This is a genomic window from Cylindrospermopsis raciborskii Cr2010 (assembly GCF_003367075.2).
In the GTDB taxonomy this organism is placed as follows: domain Bacteria; phylum Cyanobacteriota; class Cyanobacteriia; order Cyanobacteriales; family Nostocaceae; genus Raphidiopsis; species Raphidiopsis raciborskii.
Window position 1 is genome coordinate 1231476 of the sequence record NZ_CP065936.1, and the last position, 23856, is coordinate 1255331.

The 23856-nt window shown below is 38.3% G+C and carries 22 protein-coding genes and 3 pseudogenes; 11 read left to right on the top strand and 14 right to left on the bottom strand.

Annotated features, from left to right (window positions below; translation table 11 throughout):
* Positions 1–34: 34 nt before the first annotated feature.
* Positions 35–1183, top strand: a complete 1149-nt coding sequence (locus tag C6N34_RS05615) for an NAD(P)/FAD-dependent oxidoreductase (protein ID WP_057179131.1) — start codon at positions 35–37, stop codon at positions 1181–1183.
* On the opposite strand, the gene C6N34_RS05620 is transcribed toward C6N34_RS05615, so the two are convergent.
* The 10 genes from C6N34_RS05620 to C6N34_RS05665 form a co-directional block, all read right to left on the bottom strand.
* Positions 1180–3339, bottom strand: coding sequence for a protein kinase domain-containing protein (locus C6N34_RS05620; protein WP_211941988.1), 2160 nt, complete (start codon positions 3337–3339; stop codon positions 1180–1182). The genes C6N34_RS05615 and C6N34_RS05620 overlap by 4 nt on opposite strands.
* Before the next feature lie 39 nt (positions 3340–3378).
* On the bottom strand, positions 3379–5160 hold the full coding sequence (locus C6N34_RS05625) for a protein phosphatase 2C domain-containing protein (protein WP_057179133.1): 1782 nt from the start codon (positions 5158–5160) through the stop codon (positions 3379–3381).
* A gap of 21 nt (positions 5161–5181) precedes the next feature.
* A complete protein-coding gene (locus tag C6N34_RS05630) occupies positions 5182–5706 on the bottom strand; it encodes an FHA domain-containing protein (RefSeq protein ID WP_096543984.1) in 525 nt (174 codons plus the stop codon).
* 54 nt (positions 5707–5760) lie between these two features.
* Positions 5761–7152, bottom strand: coding sequence for a vWA domain-containing protein (locus C6N34_RS05635; RefSeq protein WP_115538399.1), 1392 nt, complete (start codon positions 7150–7152; stop codon positions 5761–5763).
* Positions 7153–7209: 57 nt separating this feature from the next.
* Positions 7210–7596, bottom strand: a complete 387-nt coding sequence (locus C6N34_RS05640) for a hypothetical protein (RefSeq protein ID WP_115538398.1) — start codon at positions 7594–7596, stop codon at positions 7210–7212.
* 28 nt (positions 7597–7624) lie between these two features.
* Complete coding sequence (locus C6N34_RS05645) at positions 7625–9088, bottom strand: vWA domain-containing protein (protein ID WP_115538397.1); 1464 nt, start codon at positions 9086–9088, stop codon at positions 7625–7627.
* Positions 9089–9147: 59 nt separating this feature from the next.
* The gene (locus tag C6N34_RS05650) at positions 9148–10047 is read right to left on the bottom strand and encodes a hypothetical protein (protein ID WP_147290742.1); all 900 of its coding nucleotides are present in this window, start codon (positions 10045–10047) and stop codon (positions 9148–9150) included.
* 62 nt (positions 10048–10109) lie between these two features.
* A complete protein-coding gene (locus C6N34_RS05655) occupies positions 10110–11000 on the bottom strand; it encodes an ARC6/PARC6 family protein (protein ID WP_057179140.1) in 891 nt (296 codons plus the stop codon).
* A gap of 71 nt (positions 11001–11071) precedes the next feature.
* Positions 11072–11833 (bottom strand): type I methionyl aminopeptidase, encoded by a 762-nt coding sequence (gene map / locus C6N34_RS05660; protein ID WP_057179141.1) that lies wholly within the window; start codon positions 11831–11833, stop codon positions 11072–11074.
* Positions 11834–11846: 13 nt separating this feature from the next.
* Positions 11847–12848, bottom strand: coding sequence for a Gfo/Idh/MocA family protein (locus tag C6N34_RS05665; protein WP_115538395.1), 1002 nt, complete (start codon positions 12846–12848; stop codon positions 11847–11849).
* Positions 12849–13386: 538 nt separating this feature from the next.
* Between C6N34_RS05665 and C6N34_RS05670 the strand changes: the two are divergent.
* The 3 genes and pseudogenes from C6N34_RS05670 to C6N34_RS05680 form a co-directional block, all read left to right on the top strand.
* Positions 13387–13665, top strand: a pseudogene (locus C6N34_RS05670) (TauD/TfdA dioxygenase family protein); the annotation flags it as partial.
* Between the two features lie 61 nt (positions 13666–13726).
* Complete coding sequence (locus tag C6N34_RS05675) at positions 13727–14329, top strand: thioredoxin family protein (protein ID WP_057179143.1); 603 nt, start codon at positions 13727–13729, stop codon at positions 14327–14329.
* 153 nt (positions 14330–14482) lie between these two features.
* Positions 14483–14740, top strand: a complete 258-nt coding sequence (locus C6N34_RS05680) for a carbonic anhydrase (RefSeq protein ID WP_236107432.1) — start codon at positions 14483–14485, stop codon at positions 14738–14740.
* A 125-nt stretch (positions 14741–14865) separates the two neighbouring features.
* Here the strand turns inward: C6N34_RS05680 and C6N34_RS05685 are convergent, their stop codons facing one another.
* The gene (locus C6N34_RS05685) at positions 14866–15558 is read right to left on the bottom strand and encodes an IS1 family transposase (RefSeq protein ID WP_141302948.1); all 693 of its coding nucleotides are present in this window, start codon (positions 15556–15558) and stop codon (positions 14866–14868) included.
* 116 nt (positions 15559–15674) lie between these two features.
* Positions 15675–16147 (bottom strand): annotated as a pseudogene (locus tag C6N34_RS05690) (transposase); the annotation flags it as partial.
* A 361-nt stretch (positions 16148–16508) separates the two neighbouring features.
* Between C6N34_RS05690 and C6N34_RS05695 the strand changes: the two are divergent.
* Entirely contained in the window at positions 16509–17252 is a 744-nt protein-coding gene (locus C6N34_RS05695) for a sulfite exporter TauE/SafE family protein (RefSeq protein WP_235529025.1), read from the top strand.
* Between the two features lie 37 nt (positions 17253–17289).
* A complete protein-coding gene (locus C6N34_RS05700; RefSeq protein ID WP_235529026.1) occupies positions 17290–17508 on the top strand; it encodes an SDR family NAD(P)-dependent oxidoreductase in 219 nt (72 codons plus the stop codon).
* Here the strand turns inward: C6N34_RS05700 and C6N34_RS05705 are convergent.
* A pseudogene (locus tag C6N34_RS05705) lies at positions 17454–17615 on the bottom strand (IS4 family transposase); the annotation flags it as partial. The gene C6N34_RS05700 and the pseudogene C6N34_RS05705 overlap by 55 nt on opposite strands.
* A gap of 168 nt (positions 17616–17783) precedes the next feature.
* Between C6N34_RS05705 and ssuE the strand changes: the two are divergent.
* The 5 genes from ssuE to metX all read left to right on the top strand — a co-directional run bounded on the left by ssuE (position 17784) and on the right by metX (position 22013).
* Entirely contained in the window at positions 17784–18347 is a 564-nt protein-coding gene (ssuE, locus tag C6N34_RS05710; protein ID WP_057179145.1) for an NADPH-dependent FMN reductase, read from the top strand.
* A 24-nt stretch (positions 18348–18371) separates the two neighbouring features.
* Positions 18372–18563: a hypothetical protein gene (locus C6N34_RS05715; protein WP_057179146.1), complete on the top strand. Its 192-nt coding sequence runs from the start codon at positions 18372–18374 to the stop codon at positions 18561–18563.
* Positions 18564–18762: 199 nt separating this feature from the next.
* The gene (locus tag C6N34_RS05720; RefSeq protein WP_236107434.1) at positions 18763–19650 is read left to right on the top strand and encodes a YeeE/YedE family protein; all 888 of its coding nucleotides are present in this window, start codon (positions 18763–18765) and stop codon (positions 19648–19650) included.
* A gap of 24 nt (positions 19651–19674) precedes the next feature.
* The gene (locus C6N34_RS05725) at positions 19675–20967 is read left to right on the top strand and encodes an O-acetylhomoserine aminocarboxypropyltransferase/cysteine synthase family protein (protein WP_071241775.1); all 1293 of its coding nucleotides are present in this window, start codon (positions 19675–19677) and stop codon (positions 20965–20967) included.
* Complete coding sequence (metX, locus tag C6N34_RS05730; protein ID WP_115538122.1) at positions 20964–22013, top strand: homoserine O-acetyltransferase MetX; 1050 nt, start codon at positions 20964–20966, stop codon at positions 22011–22013. Before C6N34_RS05725 ends, metX begins: the two co-directional genes overlap by 4 nt.
* Here the strand turns inward: metX and C6N34_RS05735 are convergent.
* Entirely contained in the window at positions 21991–23832 is a 1842-nt protein-coding gene (locus tag C6N34_RS05735) for an ABC transporter ATP-binding protein (RefSeq protein ID WP_006278109.1), read from the bottom strand. The genes metX and C6N34_RS05735 overlap by 23 nt on opposite strands.
* Positions 23833–23856: the final 24 nt, after the last annotated feature.

The following is a 23856-nucleotide window of genomic DNA, read 5'->3' on the forward strand; positions in this document are numbered from 1 at the left end:
GTAAACTCTTCACCCCTCACTATTTACAAAGCTTATGAATGTAGTAATTATCGGTTGTGGTGTAGTTGGAGCAGCGATCGCATATCAACTAAGTCAAATCAAAGGTTTAAATATCACTGTTTTTGAAAAAAACCAGCCAGCACAAGGTTCTACAGCAGCTGCTTTGGGTGTTTTAATGGGGGTAATTAGCCATAAAACCAAGGGTAAGGCCTGGCAAATTCGCGAGGAGAGTATTAAACGCTATCAAACCCTAATTCCAGAGCTGGAGGAGATAACAGGGCGAAAAATTCCCTGTAACCGTCAGGGTATTGTCATGTTACTATCAGAGGATCCCACTCACCCCCTAAAAAGCGGAGTGGAAGCAATGAGTGACTGGGAGGAATTACAACAGGTGCGCAAATCCCAAGGATGGGAGTTAAAGGTGTGGGATAGGGAGAAACTAGGGAATTTTTGCCCCCAGGTAAATAATCCTATGGTAATTGGTGCTGTTTATTCCCCTCAGGATTTACAGTTGAATCCCACAGCGTTAACCCTAGCATTGGTGGACGCAGCACAGCGTAATGGGGTACAATTCAAATTTGGAGTAGCAGTTCGCAATCACCAAGCACCATCTAGTCAAATCGTCCAGATTACACCCCATGTTCAGGAACAACTAAAATCTATTGACACTACAGAAGGTGTAGTTACAGCAGATTGGTTTATCATTACTGCTGGTTTGGGCACCACTGCACTGACTAGACAATTAAATCATCAGGTGACTATTCGTCCAGTTTTAGGACAAGCATTATATTTGAGTTTAGGAAGGAGTTTAGGCAATCCTGATTTTCAACCGGTCATTACCGGTAATGATGTACATCTAGTACCCATGGGTAATGGAGATTATTGGGTGGGAGCTACAGTAGAATTCCCTAACGGAGAAGATGATGTTCTACCTAGTAAGGAATTACTGGAACTAGTTAAACAACAGGCGATCGCTTTTTGTCCTGAATTAGCTTCGGCCAAGATTCTTCGCAGCTGGTCAGGATTACGTCCTCGTCCAGAAGGTAGACCAGCACCAATAATTGAAAAATTAGCCAGTTATACTAATATAATTTTGGCAACGGGTCATTACCGTAATGGAGTATTACTTGCACCTGCTACAGCTTCTGCAGTACATGATATGATTATTACCGTTACCCGTTAAATAGTTAAGCCTATTAGTTTAAATGCCTGCTGTATTTGGGATGCAAGCTGTGTTTTTTGCGACTTGTTGTATAGTTTTATTGCCTGACTATATGCAGCTAGTATTTCTCGACTATTTTCCACTTCTCCATGTTGGTTTTTGGTATTGAGTAACACCCATCCCAAGTTGTGATATGCTTCGGCGTAATTATCTCTAAATTCAATTGATTTATCTAAAAAAGCCTTAGCTTGTTTCCATGATCCTAATTGGGCATATAAAGTACCTACTCTAAAATGAGAAAAAGCCAATAGGGAATTTTTTTCCCCATGGACGTGAATTTCATTCTGAATATGGGTTATGTACTTATCATAGATCTCAATAGCAGCTTGATAATTCTTTAGACTCTCCTGAGTGACTGCATAATTCATTAGCACCCAACCAGGAACTGAAGTTTGTTGAATAGCTGTTTCAAAACTAACTGTAGAATCTTGCCATAGAAATTCGTTTGCTTGTTTCCAACCTTTTAAACCCCATGCTATGGCATTATTAGGTGATTTATCCACAAACTCTTGTATTCTCAGATTAACATCATTAGCCTTTTTGGTAACCACTGACCTTTCTAAAGCCATGATTAAATAAGTATATAGAGTAGATTGTAGTTCCTGCTCATCATCATTGAGATTGGCTAATTGGGTTTGTAACTTATTTTGTAATTTAAAGAGGGCTTGACTAGATGTACGAATTACCAACTTCCACTCTTGTTGTTGTAGAAGTATCCATGCTTGTAAAGTTAGGGCAAATATAGAATCAGACTCTATTTGTAAAACCTTATCTATAATTGTTTTAGCCGCAGTTAAACTGCCTGACTTAGCTAATGCCCAAGCTAAATTTGTTTTTATCCACAGTTGGTCAGGTGATAAATTAGCTCCCTTTTGTAGATTAGTTACAGCATCTTGCCAATGGTTTTCACGACAATTAATTAACCCTAACACTCCATATCCTCTACCATCATTTGGTTGGAATTTAATGGCATTTGTAGCTGCTATCTTAGCTTGATTATGGTCTAGGTATACTTGTACCAATGCCAGTTCCACAAATGCTTGTGGACTACTACCTTGGACTTGTAGATATTTTTGATATACTTGCACAGCACCGATTAAATTACCTTGTTTAACTAAGTCCTTGGCTTTTTGATGTTGGGGATAAACAAAATTACCTTGTATGGCCGCCATTAATTCCTGAGCAGTTTGAAATCTATCTTCCACCTTAAATTCCATTCCTGTCAAGATAATTTTTTCCATTAAAGGAGTTATGTTAGAGTTGAGTTGTCGGGGAGGGATTAATGCGTCTGATTGGGTATTTTGCAAAAGTTGACTAGCTCTTTCTGTAGCTTCTGTTGGTAACTTTCCAGTTAGTAATTCATACATTGATGCACATAAAGCATACAAGTCAGTAGCAGGAAAATTTCTACTTCTTTGGATATATTGTTCATAAGGTGCATATCCAGCGGTGAGAATTCTAGTCATGTCTCCTGTTTGACCAGCAATAAATTCCCTTGCTGCACCAAAATCTATGAGTACAGCTCTATTTGGTGGAACAATGATAATGTTTTCCGGTTTAATATCCCGATGTAATAAATTGTGGTCATGAATAATTTGTAGAGCGGATGCTATTTGCCAGAAATAATCCTTCACCTTATTTTCTTGGAGAATTCCTTCCTGGAGGAGAATTTTATCTAAAGATTTACCATTGAGTAATTCCATAACCATATATGCAGTATTATTTTCTGGGAAATACTCATAAATTTCCGCAATATGGGGATGTTTACACTGTTGTAAATAGTTGGCTTCCCACTGAAATTTTTGTAGTTGCTCCAGACGCTGTGCAGGAGTAATTGATGTGGGCCATAAAACACTATTTCCATGTCTAGCAGCTTTTTCTGGCCATAGTTCTTTGATAGCCACCTGAGCAGAATTTATCAAAGAAGTTGCTGCATAAGTAATACCAAAACCACCTTGTCCTAAAATTCTTTCTATTCTATATCTACCACTACCAATTAATGTCCCCGGTGTTAAATGTAGATTGGATACAGTATTTTCAGGTATTAAAGGTGTGCCACAGGCAATACAACTAATGGCATTATCTGAATTATCGGTGAGACAGGTGGGACATTGCATAGACTTTACTATTTATTGGTTTGCTTATTAACTAATGATTTACCAACGACCTTGATTACTCGTAACCAAAAATCGTAACGCTAAGAGTGTGGCATTATCTAGTGCACCCCTTTCTAAAACTTGGTTAATAGTAAGGTTCACAGCTGTTTGCAAGTTAGATTCAGTGATGAAATTTGTGGCAAGTTGGTTTTTAGAAACTAAGTCCCAAACTCCATCAGAACAGAGTAGTATGATATCTTCATGTTCTAATCTCATTGTTAATTCTGAAGTAGTTTGTCTTAGATCTTGAACATAGCCATCACTCAATCTACTTTTTCCACCAATAGATTTAGTCAGAATATTTCTATCTGGATGTGTTGACAATTCCTCTTCCGTAATTTTTCCACTAGCAAATAATAGTGCCACTAAAGAGTGATCTTGACTAAGTTGTTGAATTTCTCCTTGACGCAGTAAATAAATACGACTATCCCCCACATGACCAATCATTAGTTGTTCCGAAAAAGCAAAAATAACACTTAAAGTTGTTCCCCCATCTTTTACTTGTGCAGAAACTTTCTCATTAGCTTGAACAAATAGGGAAGTTAGCCACTCTTGGCATTCCTCCTTGGTATGATTTTCTAAAGGTAAGGGAGATTCTAGCACGGTTTCTATAGCCAATTTACTCGCCAATTCCCCCTGAGACATTCCTCCCATACCATCCGCCATCCCAGCCAAAATTACCGTCCGGCGATCGCCACTATTTTGGTATTTAATCCCATAGTTATCTTCATTTTTCAAGCGATTAATTGAGAGTCCTACAGTAGATAAACTTGCCATGTCCCAATAAATTTTGGGGATAGTCATCTCCTGTCGAGTACGGACTAATATTTTTAAAAACTGTTCCAATGTAAATCTTTCTTCTGGTAAGTAAGATAGACAAATTTTTAGCAGTTGATAAACTCGAGGTATAGGATTGATTTGTATTTCTTGATTTGGGTTACTGGGTAAGTTTTTGTGATGAATTATTTGATATAATAATGCTCCTACTGTGTAACTGCTCATAGTTTCGTGAACAGGATATTTACCGTATGCCAATTCTGGAGCGCAATAGTCACCTATAAACCCAAAATTGAGTAATTCTCCTACAGGAAAGACATTAGTCAGGTCAAAGAATTTAATTGGTGTTCCTGGTGTTCCTATTTGCATTAATTTGGGAACGAGATTAATAACACACCATCCTCTTTGATGAAGATAGCGAAACACTTGACAGATTTGGCTGGTAATTAACAAAGACTCTTCCAAACTAGGTTTATTATTCAGCCAAGTTTCCAAGGTTTTATTTTCATCGGGAAGATAGGTAAGAACCAGCAATTTTTCACTTAATACACTGGTAGTAATTTCCTGTTCTGGATAATATTCCTCCTCTAAATATTCCACCTCTTGATTGCTATCTATGGTGGTATTTGTATTTTCAGGATTTTGATTTTCTGTTGTGGTTAGTGCAACATCCAAAACTTCCCAATCCATGATATTACCTGGGATATCATGAATATTATTAATGTTAATAACAACATTGTCTACAACAGTGTGTAATAGAACTTGGGAGATCAACTGGTAATCTCCCAATTGGGTTCTCAATTGTAATTCTCGGTTAAGTGCACCATCAGTTGTACCTATCCTGAGTAAACCTGGTTTTGCATCACCTACTATCCAAACTTGGAAATAATAAATATCAGGCGTAAATTGTCCTAAATAGGATATAATTTCTACTGGCAGAGCTTGGATGTGAAAACAGGTGTTTTCTTGAATTATTAATGGTAACTGATTGGTATAATCGCTCATCTTTTTATTAAGTCATGCTATCTAGCTGTTTTTAAAAACAAATTTAACCTTACCAAATGCAATTTCATCGTCTGGTTTTAGAGGAGTGGGGACAGTAATTCTAGCACTGAATCGTGTTTGTCCTTGACCTTTAATAAATACTCCATTGGTAGATCCTAAATCCTTGACCTTCCATATTCCCGCCTCCTGATAAATTTCCGCGTGGTTACGGGATACGGTGTCTCCACCAAGAAAGGTTTCCAAATCTATATCCACCGGGCCAGTATCCTGGTCAAAAATACCGACTATGGCATTATTTTCCAGAATAAATTCCGGTATGGGAGCATTGATCTGTTTACAGACTAACCTAGCAGTTGCGGATGTCCTTGTAAGTGGTATGGTTGGTGAATAGCTATTATCTGATATTGGTGGTGGAGCTGGTTGAATAATGGTGGGTGGTATGATTGACGCTGTAGTGACAGCAATTGGCAGTTCCGAACCACAAATACTGCAGAACTCTGTATTATCTGGGTTTTGGTCATATCCACAAGCTGTACAAGTGATCATGGTCTTTTATCCTTATGATGGTAGAGTTATGTTGAAATTGTACCAGAGAGATTCTTATGTTCCCGTAAGTTTTCGCATCTCCTCTTCTGAAAGCATATCATCAATATCATTACCCATTTTCACCGTTTTCCCTTTAGCACCCATTTTCACCGTCTTCCGAGTTCCCGATGAGATTTTTTTAGTCTTCCGCAATTCAGATTGGGCATTATTTAAAGATTCTGTCATTTCATTATTGCCAAGTTTCACTGTCATTCTTCTAGCTGTTTCTAATAATTCCTCTGCTTTTTGTGGATTCTTTTCTGCCATTTTGATAGATTGGTCAACCAGATTGGCAATATTGCATTGTTGGACATAGTCCATAACTTCTTGATTAACCTGAGCTGCATTATGTTGTCCAGCAAGAAATTGAATAATGAGATTTTCTGGTGGTATTTCACCGCGCCTTTTTTCTCCAGGAATGTCATAGGTCAATCCCAGCTGAGCAATACGTACACGAGAAGCAGGACGGTTATTAACTGTAAATTCTAGGATGAAGATAGTTTCATCATGAGCAATAGCATTTCCCAAGGGAAAGGGATCTTGATTAATGGGAAATTCTGCTTGGGTAGGATAAGCACGAACAATACGACTTAGTTCTACCCCCTTCACAGTTTTCACAGTTAAAGCTAGATTAGTGATTACCTCCTGTTGTGCTTCACTATATTCAGCAATAATCTTGCCAGGTAAATCTAGTATGGATGTTTCTGTACCTTTGGCGATTCCCGGTACCACATAAAATAGTTTTCCTCCCGTGCAGTCACTAAGATGGCTCAATAAATCTTCATTGAACTCTTCCCCCACTCCCAACGCGGTGACTGGTATATTACGGGTGGCGAAATCATTAGCAATTGATTGACACTGATCTTCATCAAATGTTTGTCCATCGGTGAATAATAGAACCCGTTTAACAGTCATTTCCTGTTCACTCAATATATCAAATGCACGCCGCAGTCCTAAACCCATGCGCGTACCACCAGAAAAATTTCTCAAGTTGTTAATGGCAGTTTCTAGTTTTTTAATTTCTGTAGCACTAGTTAGTCCAATAATTGAGGAAGCACTATCATTAAATTGCACTATAGCAATGCGATCTTGTTGTTTTAATCTCCCAGAATTAACTAAGGCTAATAGGGATTCAATCACTATGTCTATTTTTGATTTACCTCCTGTCACCTCCCGATATTCTTTGCCATCCTGTTGATAGGTGACACCTGTAGGTTTACTCTCACCTGCAACCACTTCATACATGGATCCACTAGTATCAATAACAAAAGTAAAAGTAGTTGGTGGAAGACTGGTAGCTATATCTTTGAGAGGACGCAACTTGAGCATAACAAATAACTTTTGTCCTTCCGTATCCGCTGGCATAAATTCCCGATGGGGTGTAATACTAGTCTTAATGGCATTCATTTTATCTTTCCTGAAGTTAATTTTTGAGATTAATTTTTGCAGTTAAACTACCAAGACCTAAACAAAGTTTAAAGGTGGCAATACACCCGATTGGAGTTGTATATCTGATATATCTGGAGCAATCATTTGAGGAATTTCCTGATTGCCATCCTCCTCAAGTTGATCAATATTTTCATCAATCAGCAGTCTTAAATTAAGACTCAGAGAACTAAATCTATAACCGTGCTTAATATCCTGAGTCCAGGTTTGAATAATTCGATTTAGTTGATAATCCCTAATTGCTGACAGGCTAAGATCCTGTAATGTCTTACGAATCTTTTCTCTAACCAGAGGTGTAAACACTTTTTCGGGTGCATCTTCCTCCATATTGTTTAAATCTAAACTGTAACTGTACGATTCAGATGGTGAACCCTCTGGTTTGAGATGGAAAGTATATTTGACCATTGTGCCAATTAAACAAGAATTTTGATAATTAGGTTTTATCTTTAACTTCTAGGGTAATTTTCCCCAACTTACGGACATCACCCACCTTTAAACTCTGAGTAGTAACTCTCATTTTCTTCATCCTAGCATATTCTTGGTCGAACTCCATGATAATATCACTTCCCTCCTTAAATATTCTAGCAGTAAGCGGTGCAAATCCGTCTGCTGCACTTAGGGGAATTTCCACGTTCACAGAAGTACCTATGGAAATTGGCCTGGTACCCAGTAAATATCTGGTCTGCTCCGTGGGTGTCCAATGCACTAACAAGTAAGGCTCTGAGTTTAACTGTTTTTGTTCAATCCAAGCAATCATCAATCCGATAAAAAACCCTAATATGGATACACCAGATAAGCGTCCCATAATGTCTCCTAGAATACTTGATGTAATTAGAAAGCCACCAGCACCGATTCCACCACCTACAGTTCCCCCCAGGAGGGCGTTTTTGAAGTTGAGATTGGGGACGAAGAATTTTGTGCCAGCTCCCACCACCGCTCCCACAATCACCCAACCTCCAATTTTGGTAATTACTTCCAGACCAAGGATTCCTGAAAATGTTGTATTCACTGACAATACCACAAACAAAAATTGTCCACTTGCACCTGCGATGGTTCCTGCTACCAGACTACCAATAATAGTGATAATTCCCTTTTTCGCAGTTAATAATGGTAGTCGCATATAGCGATTTTGTCCCATAATTAAAGCCAAACATATTCCCATGGACAAAAACGCTGTCCAACCACCAATGCGGAATATGGAATAAGTAAAAGTATAGTTTTCACCAGTGTTGGATTCAATCAACTGTTTATAAATTACCGCTTCTGCTTGGCTAAATGCTTGGTCAAATTGACCAGAATTAGCATAAAATACTAGGGAGCGATCGCCTGTGATTTGGGTTAAATAATTAGTGTCTGCACCTCCGGTAGCTACTGCAATTAGTTTAATTCCTGCATTTCTCACAGACAGGGCTGAATTGTAGGCAAAATTAGGATCATCTGGTATTCCATCGGTAAATAAAATGATATTTTTGTTTAATGTTGTTGCTTGCAATTGATCTTGGGCAGTGTTAATACCTTCTCCCATAGGTGTTGAGCCATTTTCTAATAGTTGATTAATGGCATTATTTAAAATATTAATGTCGTTTGTCAATGGAGCAGGGGTTGCAACTGCTGAGCCAAAATTCACCACTGCTATTTGATCTACTTCTAAGTTACGACGTTGCACAAACTGACTGGCGGCCGTTTTAACTTCCGTTAATTTACCATCACTCATGCTTGAGGATGTGTCAATTAATAAGACTATCGCTTGAGGATTTGTTGTGGGTTTATTCCCACTTTTGGTTAGGGCTAGAAATGGTTCTCCTAGCAAGATTGCTGCTGTTAAACAGCCAGCGGATCCATATATGGCAAATAATAGGGTTTTGTTGTTTTTTAAGCGATTGATTAGGTTCAACATTTTGCTTATGGTAAATTAGGTGTAATAAAATTCATGATGCAATTCAATTCCGTGGTTTTTTATGGACTTCTTACCTTTATTTGAGTAACATACCAAGTGGCATTATTCTGATTCCAATCAAGATAAAATCTTAATCTGACTGGAAGTAATCGACGATTTTTCATACTATATTCACCTCGAAAATTAACGATAGCCGAGTTTTTATCTTCTGATTGAGTACCAACCCTAATTACCCTAACACTCTCAACTTGCGTCCACCATCCTAAAAAGGAATCATAACCATTTGGATGTAAATTTAGATCTTCTTTAACTGTACTTGGATAAATATCCCAAGCAGTATCATACTGTTTATTATTGATCTTATCATAATAATCTCGAATTACTTGTTCAGGTGAAATTCTGGAAGTATTTTGTGTTGCTGTGTAGGACTTTTGAACTGAATCTGCTCTTGGTGGTATTTGGGATTTAGTTTTAGGAATGGGTGCAGCTGTGGTAGCTATTACTGTCGATTTTTTTACTGAATCCTCCATAGTAACCGGATCGGATTTAAGGGTAGACCCTAAACCCACTTCTAAATTAAAATTTTTCACCCCTTGTGGTGCACCCACCTGTATGGTGTATTGACCAGTTTTAAGCAAATCTTTCCCTTTAACAATTTCAGTGTCTGGAGTAAATACCCAAATACAAACATCACTATCCGTACTGTAACTCAATTTATCCCCTGCTATTGCTGCAAAGGTGTACCCCACATGTTGCTCCACACTTACCTGGTTAGATTTACTAATTCTACCTTGATCGAATGTAAGGTTTTCAACATTTTTGGCATTTAATGAAACTGTAGGTTTATCAGGACAACCGGGTGAACTTAAAAGATTGGATGAAATAGATCCATGAGGATTGACTCCTTGACAACCGAGAAGTGATAAACAGGTGGAGCAAAAAATTATTTTTTTCAACATACCAAAATTTTTACAATTTATAGCCGTATTCATCTACAACGGAAGCGGTCCAGAATGGTTACCTATTGCCAAGCAGGATAGACCTCAGAGATTTTCCACCTTGTGTTTTCTTTTTCAAAAAAATAAGTTAGATTTCTAGTGAACTTTCCCGATTTTGCCCTATCAATCCCATACCTACTGTGTAAATATCTCTCCTCCCTTACTCTAACCCTAATATAAGGACGTTTCCCGGAATTTGAAAAATTAACCACTCTTTTTATTTCTGAAGAAATATATTCATAATATGCTCCATTTTGTCTTAACCACTCCACTGGTCCATCAGCTTTAGTTGTAAAATTGTGCATTTTGCCCGTTGCTAATTGATCTACTAAATTGGTATCAAAGGGTGATGCAAATATTTGAGGTTTTGCCGCGTACCATTGTTTAACCAGTTCCACAGCATCTTCTTGAGAAATATCATGTTCTGGCTGTAAATTATTCTCTTTTGCATCTAAGTTTATTGTGGGAGTCGATTCAGTGGTGGGACTAATGTTAGTCTGTAAATCTCCCAAACCCACTTCTAAATTAAAATTTTTCACCCCTTGTGGTGCACCCACCTGTATGGTGTATTGACCAGTTTTAAGCAAATCTTTCCCTTTAACAATTTCAGTGTCTGGAGTAAATACCCAAATACAAACATCACTATCCGTACTGTAACTCAATTTATCCCCTGCTATTGCTGCAAAGGTGTACCCCACATGTTGCTCCACACTTACCTGGTTAGATTTACTAATTCTACCCTGATTGAATGTGATTTTTTCAACATTTTTGGCATTTAATGAAACTGTCGGTTTATCAGAACAACCAGGTGAACCTAAATTAAGAATCCCCGTCCCTTTAGGGGTGGGGAGTGTCAATCCTTGACAACCCAGAAGTGATAGACAGGTGGAGTAAAAAATCATTTTCTTCAACATATCAAAATTATCTCATCTGTTATCTACCAACCTTGATTTGAAATCCGTTCCTTTTAACAACCAACCAATTCCTATGGCAAAGTAAGAATCTCCACCCCATTTTCCGTTACCGCTATAGTATGCTCAAACTGAGCAGAAAGTTTTCTATCCCTTGTAATAGCAGTCCACCCATCAGCTAACATCTCAAACTCATAGGAACCCTCATTAATCATTGGTTCAATGGTAAAGACCATACCCGGTCTTAATAATCTACCAGTCCCCCTAGTGCCAAAATGAGGAATGTCTGGTGCAGTATGAAAAATCTTATTAATTCCATGACCGACAAAATCCCGCACCACCGAAAACCCATGACCCTCCGCATGCTCTTGAATAGCAGCACCAATGTCACCAATTCTCCCACCAGGTCTAATTTCTGCAATACCTAAATACAAACACTTCTGTGTCACCTCTACCAATTTTTTGGCTATGGGCCTAGCTTCACCTACAATAAAGGTTTTAGATGTATCTCCATGATAACCATCTAATACAGGCGTTACATCAATGTTAATAATATCACCCTTCTTGAGAACCCGTTGTGAACTAGGAATGCCATGACAAATTACTTCATTTAAACTAGTACAAATTGATTTAGGAAAGCCCATATAACCCAAGGGTGCGCTCTTGGCTCCATGAGCTTGTGTCCATGCTTCCGCTTCATCATTCAGTTCTTGAGTGGTTACACCAGGTTTAACCAAGGGTTCTAGGTGTTGTAATAGCTGAGCTGCTAGACTTCCAGCACGTCGCATTTTTTCTATTTCTCGTGCAGACAAAAGAATAATTTGTTTGGTGTTCATCTAATAATCTTGACTAATCTTGATCCAAAAATATTGTTAATCCGGTCTCAGCTGCTCTACGAGCTGCATCTGCAATTTTTAAAGTGTATAAACTTTGTTCTGCAGTTACATATAAAGGGGAACCATGAAAAATATGATCTAAAACTATTTTAGTATCCCTAGCAAATAATCCCTGACGATTAGCAATTTCTATTGACCTTGTGTCTTCCGATCCTATAAAAATTCCTTTATCCCCATCCAGAATCAAACCCCCGTTTTCAGCACTGACTTCTAATTTCCGTTCTGATTGCCATATAGTTTCACCTTTGCCATAAATAACCTGAGCTAACAAACCATCGGCAAAACATAATTGGGTTGTACAAAGACAACCTTGATAATATTCCTCCTCTGTTTCCCAATATCGCTGATGACAATTCACTGTTACTACCTGACCAAATACATCAATGAGACGATGTAATCGCGATAATGCGCCCATTAGGGGAAATCCAAACAATTGATGATTATAAGTCCATTTTCTCCGAGCTGGATGTTCCGCTTTCATAGTGCTGTAACGAACATAAAACAACTGTCCCAGCATAGGTAAGTTTTCTTTGAGTACCTGATGCCAACCACTCAGAAGTTCAATGTGCTCTACATGGAGCAGTCTTTTTTTGTCCTTTGCTAAAGCAATTAATTCCTCCGCATCTTTAAGATTTAACGACAAAGGATACTCAACAACCAAATGTTTGTTATTATTCAATGCCGCACGGGCTATTTTACCATGATCTGAGTTGATTGTAGAAATAACTATTAAATCTACATCTTCTCTTCCTACTAACTCCTCCCAAGAATTGCTTACTTGGGTTTCGTAACTTTTTGCCAAAGCAGTTATCGATTCAGGAGAGTGTCCCGCAATAGCTATCAAATTCGCACGCTCATCCTGCTTAATTGCTTGAGATCTGTGTTTGGCTGCATACCCAGTGCCAATCAGGCCTACCCCTATGCTTTTTTCAGTAAACAGTCCGTAATTGTACATAAAAATTTACCAGTTTACTCAATCAGTATAATTAAAGCTTATTCTTGAAAGTGTAACAGTTTTGTGGAAAAGTGAGCCAGAGGTAGTTACTAAGCTGTCCTGCACCTGGATTGCATAATAGGAAATTAACTAATCAAGCGATCGCACTTTCCTCACTCGGTGCGATCGCTAACTAAGGCTATTAAATAGCTTTTATTGTTTTATAGGCGATGGCTTTAGAAAGTTAATTAAAAAATGTATTGGTCAATACTTGTTTTTTAAATGGGTCTATGAGAACATTCTGAAATACTACTAAATACCAATTGGAATTTAGTATTTTTATGGAAGGTTATTACTCTTGTTGACAATTATAATTGTCGGCGTTTAATACGTAATAGAGTTTCAAACTTGCCTTAACCTAACCAATCTAAAATAGTGTTTATCAGTATCTAGGAGACACAGGTGACTTACCAACACTTAAAAATTAAACCTATTGCAGGACGTATTGGCGCGAAGATTTTGGAAATTGATTTGAAACAAAATCTCCAAGATGCAATTATTAATGAAAACTGAGTCTGATCATATTATTGGCTTATTGCAGTCATACGTAACACGTCCGGAAAACACAGTGCGCTGGCGGTGGAAAGTTGGTGATGTGGCATTTTGGGATAACCGGGCTACCCAACATTATGCTATAGCAGATTATGGTAATCAACCTCGGCGTGTGCAAAGGGTAACTATTGTAGGTGATGCACCTGTTTCCATTGATGGGCAAAAAAGTCAAAGTGTGAAAGGAGATGCTTCTGTGTATAACAAACGGGTACCTGTAGCTGTTTAAGTTCAGATGTTAAAATGGGTATTCGGATGAATTTCAATCATAGGATTAGGATGGGTGTTATATGGTCAGAACCGCTTCCACAATGTTACCGTTGGGTACTTTAGCTCCAGATTTTAATTTGCCCGATGTGGTTTCTAACAAGACAGTTTCTTTGGCTGATTTTGCCCATAAGAAGGGTTTGTTAGTCATTTTTTTGAGTCGTCATTGTCCCTTTGTGCAACACATCAAGTTAGAGTTGGCACAATTGGGCAAAGATTATTTACAAAGTAATCTGGGAATAGTAGCAATTAGTGCCAATGATATCAATAGTCATCCCGACGATGCACCGGAGTTTTTAAAAAGCTTCGCCCAAGAATTGGATCTAACTTATCCTCTACTTTTTGATGAAACCCAGAAAACCGCCAAGGACTTTTTTGCCGCTTGTACTCCCGATTTCTTTCTCTTTGATGGTGAGCGCAAACTGAGCTATCGCGGGCAATTAGATGACAGTCGTCCCGGTAATAATGAACCGGTCAATGGGAAGGATTTACGAGCCGCGATCAATGCTGTTTTGTCTGATAGAGAGGTGAACCGAAACCAAAAACCCAGCATTGGTTGCAATATTAAATGGCGTCTTGGAAATGAGCCTGTTTATTTCCAAAACCAAGCGATCGCAGTTTCCTGATTGGATTTAATTTCCTTTACAGGTTAATGTTTTTGGGTTAGACTATTATTGGTAAATTTGTGTTATAGTCACAACTAAAATATAGGTATATTGATTAATCAATATACCTATTTTCTGAAGGGTTACTATTTTTAGCTACCGGTTAAAATAATCATGAGTCAGATACTGAAAGAAGTTCTTACCGCTAATCAGAACTATGCTGAAACATTTGGTGATAAAGGCAATTTACCTTTACCTCCTGCGCGGAGATTTACCATTTTGACCTGTATGGATGCCCGTTTAGATCCGGCAAAATTTGCTGGATTAACCGAAGGTGATGCTCATGTAATTCGTAACGCGGGTGGAAGGGTCAGTGATGATGCTATCAGGTCTTTAGTGATTTCATCCCACATTCCGCACCGTAAGCTGTGACAGATCAAAGAGGATTCTGATGTAGTACATAATAACTAAAATTAATTCTAATAGAGACATAGTGTGAGAAAGTAAAGTTTGGTAACAAAAAAGAGAATTGAGGCGTTGCATATTTGCGGGATGAATCAACTAAACGCGGGTATTACTTCATACTTTAAATAGTGAAGTAATAATTTAATTGAATACCTAAGCATATCTACAGATTTTGAATAGCATAGCGTTTTTCTATGTAGTCGCGCTAAGTAGTGACGTAAACGTGTATTTTCACCCTCTACCCTAGTCATATATGTTTTGCTCACAATATGATCCTCTGGCTGAATAAAACTCGGATAAACCCTCCACCCATCAGTAACATAAAAAAAGCATTGCCAGAGTTTAACGATGTCCCACAAAGGTTGAAATGCTTGTGAGCTGTGGTCTCCCACAACCCAAGCCAGGATATTTTTACGGAAGTGATTTACTGCTGTCCACAACCATATTTTGTTTTTTTTTGATCCCACAAAGGTCTCCAACTCATCAAGCTCACCTACCAAGGGTGTTTCCTCAACTGGTGGAGCATCTGGAAGTATGGAACCAATTTGTTTTAGCCAGTAAATAATAGTTGTATGATGAACGCCTTTATCGCGTTCAATTGCTCTAAATCCCATACCGTTAACATAAGAGCGCAGGCAACTTTGTTTAACTTCTTCTGAATAGCCTTTAGGTGGACTATAGACATCGATAAATTGACGACCACAATCAACACAAATGTGATTTTGTTTACCTCGACGTTTGCCATTCTTTCTGATTTTGGAAGACCCGCAGTTTGGACAATGCACAGTAGATTACCTCAATTCATACCTCTATTATGCAACGCCATTGATTGCAGAAATGTTGAATGTCGTTACAAAACTTTACATAGTTAGATATAGTACTCCTATCAAAGGTGAAAATGTCAACATCTCATAATATCTTCCATCCAATGAACATAACTGATTTGTTGACACATACAAGCTTGAAGATAGCGGAACTTATCTAACATTTTTTCACCCCATTCATTGGGAACGGATACAAGTTGTAAAATTAGATAAGCGATGAGACTGGCATAAATTTGTATGCCAATGCCATTAACGTTTTTCGTAATTAATTTATCCAATTTTAGGTGCATTTTTAAAAACTTCTATAACAGTTCAACTCCCCACCGTAAACGATAAATATCTCTGATTTCATCATCTGTAACTGCTGCTTCTCCATCTGCAGGTAAATTCGTGACTAAGCGAAATTCTGTTTTCGTTTCTAAATCACAAAAGTTAACTACCCTGTAAGCATAAGCATCACTCGCCGAACCAAATTAGACATCATTGATGAGCCAAATTTGTAATCATGATTATGTCCAAAATTTATCAAATTATCTTCTGGACTTCCCGTTTGACAGTATGCCCAGAAAAAACGTCTTTAATTCCAACAGAGGATATTTTAACCATTGTTTTATGTTTTAAATCCGATTAATATAGGTTTTGTTTTCTTGGCGACAAAAACCACAAGCTTCAGCAACCCCTACCATAATTATTTATTTTGGATAAGTACGGTATGTCAATCGAATTATAGTATTATTGGATTGTTTCATACCTCCACTAAAAAAACAAGTCTTAATGTCAGAATTTTTGCCAAAACTCAATTTTTATCCCCAAAGGATCTGAAAATATGCCAAAGTACGGTTTCATTTCAGTTCATAAATCATTTCGCTAAGTCAATGCTACAAAATTTCAACCTTTTTCATAGTTTCCTTTTGTTTACTACTTCCTTTATTGCTGGTTCACTAAATGCTGTAGCAGGAGGTGGTAGTTTTATTACCTTTCCTACTCTTATATTTGTTGGTATATCCCCAATCACTGCCAATGCCAGCAATAATACTGCTTTATGGATTGCTTCTATGGCTAGTGCAGGTGCCTATAGGCGTAATTTACGCATACCAAAGAAAGAATTTTTAGTTCTATGTGTTACCAGTTTGATTGGGGGAGTAATTGGATCTGTAATTTTGTTATACACATCACCAAATGTTTTTAAAAACTTACTACCCTATCTATTGCTATCAGCGACACTAATTTTCACCTTTAATGATGTATTTCAAAAATGGTTACAGGTGCAAAATCAAAGATCCTTGGATACCCCAACCGCCCCTTTGTGGGTTCTGGTAATTGCTCAACTAGCAATTTCCGTTTACGGTGGTTTTTTTGGTGCAGGTCTGGGGATTTTAATGTTAGCAACTTTAAGTTTTTTAGGTATTAAAAATATTCACTCTATGAATGCTTTTAAAGCCTTTCTCGGTAGTTGTATCAATGGTATTGCCATCTTTCCCTTTATGTATGCTGGAATGATTGCCTGGCATCAAACTATACTAATGGCTATCGGCGGTTCCCTAGGTGGTTACTTGTGTGCTCATTACGCTTATAAGTTGAAACCCAGTTTCGTTAAAACAATTGTTATCGTTACTGGGTTCAGCATGACTATTTACTTTTTTATTCGTAGCTAACATAGTTTTTGTAGTCATCAATACTTGATTAGATCTGATTAATAATGCAGGGTCAGCTCGTGCTGGATCATTTTTAGATCTTGATGATCAAGTATTTTTAGATGCTTGGCACTTGAAAGTTTTAGGATACATTCGTTTTGTAAGATTGGTAGTTCCCTACTTCAAACAGCAAAGTGATGGAAGGATTGTAAATATTATTGGGTTTAATCTTGTAAATAAGTCCCGCATACTTGTTAAACTATTATCCAAGGCATAAGCCAACCAACACTCAACATAAAGACGGCTGTTCAAAACTGGATAATCATTTTTTGGTAACAGTCTGAGGATGTCCTTGACAATCTTGGGGAATGAATTTATGATCATTATCAAATCAATATTTTGATATGGGTTGCCCAAATTTTAATATATTTTGGGCAATTTTTATCACAACTTTCTTAACATTCAACACTTCTGGGTATAATTAACTTACAAGTGCATAAATAAGGTGCAAGCAAGGCACTTTTAATCTACCTTTTTTGAGGCTTTGGTAATATGGCTGATGTGTTAGCTATTGCTGGTAGTCCTGCTCATCCTTCTAGAACATACGGGATTTTAGAGTATGCTACTCAGTTAATTTCTGAACAAGGTTTGGAAACAACTATTATTTCTGTCCGGGATTTGCCTGCTGAGGATTTAGTTTACGGGCGCTATAACAGTCCTGCACTGGAAAAGCCCAAAGAGCTGATACAGCAGGCTAGTGGTATCATAATTGCCACCCCTATTTATAAAGCTGCATACACAGGAGTACTCAAGTCTTTCTTAGACCTATTACCCCAAAAAGCTTTAAGCGGTAAGATACTACTTCCCTTTGCTACTGGTGGTACTATTGCCCATCTCTTAGCAATTGAATATGCTTTAAAACCAGTTTTATCTGAACTGGGTGCTAGGCATATTTTAAGTACAGTATATGCAGTAGATAAGCAAATTCAATTTTCCCAAGAGGGTTCGATTCAATTAGAAGAAGAGCTAGCCCAGAGACTACATGAAAATGTAGGAGAGTTGGTACGACTTGTTAATTCTGTAAAAGTTAATGAACAAAAGTTGTCAGTTTCCTAAAAACTAAAGTGGAGGCAATTAGCTATGATAAGCGGACAAAAAGCAATTTGGAAAAGACTCAGAAGTAGCAAGCTATTTGTTATAGGGTTAGCAATCTTCTCATGTTTATTAATTACTCCTCTGTTGCACTTACCCGCATGGGGAAATGTTACTAACAGCAGGATCCAGTTTGTTAGTCCTAACTGGGTAGCAGAAAATATTAAGTTATATCGTTGAATTTAGCCAATCGGTAAACCTTTCTCAACAAAACGATTTAATGGCTTGTACCAGAACTAAAAAAGGTCAACCATCAGATGATAAAGGCGAAAACCCGTCTAGGACTTGATTAGCAATAGCTTAACGGTTTGGGGGGTGGTTCGCCGCCTCCCTAAGTGGTTATTGTTAGCCCATGAGTAAACTGTGACTGGCACTTTTGATGAAAACATACACTCAACCGGAAAAATTAATTGTGGCGATCGCCCCTGTAGGAATATCAGGAGTGATAGGAGCATTTATCTTTGGGATAGGGATGCAATTAGGTGGAGCTTGTGGTTGTGGCACACTTTACACTATAGGTAGTGGCAATTATACCATGATCATCACCCTAATCACCTTTTGTTTGGGGTCATTTTGTGCCAGCATAAGCCAAGACCTTTGGTCTGGATTACCGCAAATCCCCCCCATAGTCTTAGGTGAAACCATTGGTTGGAAGAATGCAGTAATTGTCCAACTAATCATTTTTTTCTTTTTAGCGATAATAGTGGGTATTTGGACTAAAAACAGTCCCACCTCGCCAAAAAATAGCAGCTGGAGAAATTTTTTATACAATCCATGGTCGATATTTACGGGAGGGATTATTTTAGGGTTACTAAACTGGTTAACCCTAGTAATTTCTGGACAACCCTGGCGAATCACCTGGGGGTTTGCATTGTGGATGGCTAAAATTGCCATGTTTTTGGGCTGGAACCCATCCAGTAGCAAATTTTGGGATGGGGATCCAGCACTTTCCAGTTCAGTCCTAGCGGATACCACCTCAATCATGAACCTAGGTTTGATTCTAGGTGCATTATTGGCAGCTGGTTTAGCTGGTAAATTAATACCACAAACGGCAACTAACCCCTCAACACTCCTTTCTAAAGCAGTGGGTGGACTAATCATGGGTTTCGGAGCTTTTGCTGCTTTTGGATGTAATATTGGTGCCTTTTTCAGTGGCATTGCTTCCACCAGCTTACACGGTTGGCTGTGGATTATTTTTGCCCTATTAGGTACTTTCTTGATTATTAAGTTCACTTTCCCCCAAACTAAATTAGGGGCAATCAAGTAAAAATCTCAAAAAAGAGTATAAAATATGTCAGAGAAATATAGATTTGAAACCTTACAAATTCATGCTGGACAGGAACCAGCTCCAGGAACTAATGCCCGTGCGGTTCCCATTTACCAAACCACATCTTATGTATTTAATGATACAGAGCATGGGGCCAGATTGTTTGCCTTACAGGAATTTGGCAATATTTACACTCGGATTATGAATCCGACAACAGATGTATTTGAAAAGAGGATTGCTGCTTTAGAAGGAGGTGTAGCAGCTTTAGCCACTTCCAGTGGTCAAGCAGCACAGTTTTTAGCTATTAGCACCATTGCCCAAGCGGGGGAAAACATAGTTTCCACCAGCTTTTTATACGGAGGAACCTATAACCAATTTAAAGTTGCCTTACCGCGTTTAGGAATAAATGTCAAATTTGTAGAGGGAGATGAGGTAGAAAATTTTCGTCGGGCAATTGACAATCAGACGAAAGCATTGTATGTGGAAACCATTGGCAACCCACAATTCAACATACCGGATTTTACATCTCTGGCGGAAATTGCCCATGAGCATGGCATACCCCTAATAGTTGATAACACCTTTGGAGCTGCGGGATACATAGCCAGACCCATTGAATATGGAGCGGATATTGTAGTTGAATCAGCAACTAAATGGATAGGTGGTCATGGTAATTCCATAGGGGGTGTAATTATTGACTCCGGGAAATTTGATTGGGGTAGGGGCAAATTCCCCATTTTTACCGATCCATCACCGGGTTATCATGGGCTGAATTTTCAAGAAATATTTGGCCCTGGTAGTCCTTTTGGTAATATAGCCTTTATTATTCGGGCCAGGGTCGAAGGACTAAGAGACTTTGGTCCTAGTTTAAGTCCATTTAATGCTTTTTTGTTATTACAGGGACTAGAAACATTGTCATTGCGTGTAGATCGTCATCTGCACAATGCCCTAGAACTAGCTGAGTGGTTAGAGAAACAACCGCAGGTAGAATGGGTCAACTATCCAGGACTACCTAATCATCCCTATCACGAGCGAGCCAAGAAATATTTAAAACATGGATTTGGCGGAGTATTAAACTTTGGCATAAAAGGTGGACTGGAAGCAGGCAAAAATTTTATTAATCGGCTGAAATTAGCTAGCCATCTGGCCAATGTTGGGGATGCCAAGACCCTAGTTATTCATCCTGCTTCCACAACCCACCAGCAACTTAGTGACCTTGAACAACTTTCAGCTGGTGTCACCCCAGACTTAATTCGGGTATCTGTAGGAATTGAACATATTGAAGATATTAAAGAAGACTTTGCTCAAGCATTTGTATGAACTATCACCACCTAATTTCCCCACAAACCCAATATTATCATCTACATAAACCCTATGCACTGGAAAAAGGAGAAGTATTACAAAAAGTTCAGTTAGCATATCGCACCTGGGGAAAACTAAACTCAGAAGGTGATAATGGTATTCTCATCTGTCACGCCTTAACAGGTTCAGCTGATGCAGATACTTGGTGGAAAGATTTATTAGGTGCAAATAAAGCGTTAGACACCAACAAATACTTTATTGTATGCAGTAATGTATTAGGTAGTTGTTATGGCACTACAGGTTCAATGAGCATTAATCCCCATACAGGATTTGCCTATGGTGCCACATTTCCAGAGATTACAATCAGGGATATGGTCCACTTGCAAGCCCATTTAGTCGCATACTTAGGAATTAAATCCCTAGCCTTAGTAATTGGTGGATCCCTAGGGGGAATGCAAGTCTTAGAGTGGGCACTACAATATCCACATATAGTAAGGGCGATCGCACCTATGGCCACTTCTGGTAGACACTCAGCCTGGTGTATTGGTTTAAGCGAAGCTCAGAGACAAGCTATATATGCTGATCCTAATTGGCAAGGAGGCAATTACACCCTAGAAAAAGCTCCCAAACAGGGATTAGCCATAGCCCGAATGATGGCCATGAGTAGCTATAGGTCATGGCAGAGCTTTAGCGAAAGATTTGCCAGAAACTGGGATGAAGAAACAGGCCAATTTGTCATAGCCAAATACTTAAAATATCATGGTCAAAGATTAATAGAGAGATTTGATGCCAACACCTATATTACCTTAACTAAAGCAATGGATAACCATGACATTACCCAGGGGGGGAATTACGAATTAACCCTGCAAAGCATCAAACAACCTACCATGATTATTGCCATTAGCTCCGATATATTATATCCCCCAAGAGAGCAAGAAGAAATAGCAAATTTAATTCCCAACAGTCAACTAGTATATTTAAAATCCATTTACGGTCATGATGCTTTCCTTACTGACTCAATAGAAGTCAATAAACTAGTAATTAACTTCCTACACCAACTTTAGCTTCCTCAGGTAAAAATCCACCCGCCTGCATTTTCCATAGTTTGTAATAGGTTCCACCCAATGCCAGCAAATCATCATGAGAACCGTCCTCAACAATACGACCCCTGTCAAATACCAAAATACGATCTAAATGAGAAATGGTAGACAAACGATGGGCCACCACAATCACTGTCTTATCATTCATTGCCAGATCCAAAGTTTCCTGAATTGCCTTTTCAGTAATAGAATCCAAACTAGAAGTTGCCTCATCTAAAATCAAAATTGGTGCATCCTTTAAAATAACCCTAGCAATAGCAATCCTCTGTCTTTGTCCTCCAGATAACTTCACTCCTCGTTCTCCCACTAAAGAATTATAACCATTATTCATTTGAGCAATAAAATCATGGGCATAAGCCTTGATTGCGGCTATTTTCACATCTTCATCTTCAGCTTCTAAACGACCATAACGAATATTTTCCAGTAAAGTGCGATGGAACAAAGAAGGATCCTGAGGAATTAAACTAATCTGAGAATGGAGAGAATCCTGAGTCATTTCCCTAATATCCACCCCATCAATAAGAATTTTTCCTGATTGAGGGTCAAACAACCGCAAAATTAAATTCACAAAAGTGGATTTACCAGACCCAGAAAATCCCACTAAGCCCACCCGCTGACCCGGTTCAATTGCCACGGAAAGATTTTCAAAAACCTTTTTCTCCCGAGAATAACTAAAGTTAACCTGGCGAAACTCAATCCTTCCTTGAAAAAATTGGTGAGCAAGAGCATGCTCCTTATCAATTAACTCATGAGGTTGAACTATTATATGAACTCCATTAGCTATATTACCAATGTGTTCAAAAAATTCAATAAACCTGCGACTTAAGTTCTTCGCTTCACTAATAATTAACAACGACAAACTCGTTGCTACCACAAAATCCGCTGCTGTAATTAATCCCCCACTCCACAAAAATATAGAATAATACAAAGTACTAACTTTAAGAATAGCAGCAGAAATAAATTGAAACCAACGAATTCTCTCCGAATACCAATTAGCTCTCCTTACCTCCTTAAGTTCATACCTTAATCGCTCATTTAAATATTCCCTTTCAAAGCCCAAACGAGCAAATAACCTAGTGCTACTAAGATTTGTTACAGCATCAACAATAATACCTGTAGTGTCACTTCTAGCCGCTGCTGCCCTGCGAGAATAAATTCGACAACGAGTAGCTAACCAAAAAGAAATAGTAATAAACAAAACTGCCCACGTACCAACTAATGCTGCTAAGGGAGGATAGGTACGATAAAGCAAAATTGTGGATACCACATACACAATTATTAAAGACATAAACTCAGTAATCAGCATTTGCATTGTTTGAGTAACACCTAAAGATGTTTCACCAATACGATGTGCTAATGCTCCCGCAAAACTACTACTTAAATAACGATGGGAATGATATTGCAAATAGGCGTACAGTGAGCGGACAATATGCTGACGATGAATAGGATGCAGAATAGTTTGTAATAAACCCGCAGCACGCCCAAAAACTACCTCACCAATAATAAGAAAAGTAAATAAAGTTAAAGGTTGTTTAATAGCTGCAAAAATTTCTCCACTATTGGTATGAGCTACTGTCACAGTACGAATTATCTCTCCTATAGCGTATGGCAACATAATTCCACAGGTAGCATGTAATATTTCAGACACCACCATTGCCACATACCACCAGCGAAACTGGTTCACAAAATAACAAACAAACCGGAATGGTGTATTAGGCAAATTAGGTGCTTCAGATGCACGCTGAAAAGACTGCCAAGGTCTTACATTTTTGAACATTAACATCTATCTCTTACAAACCAACACCAG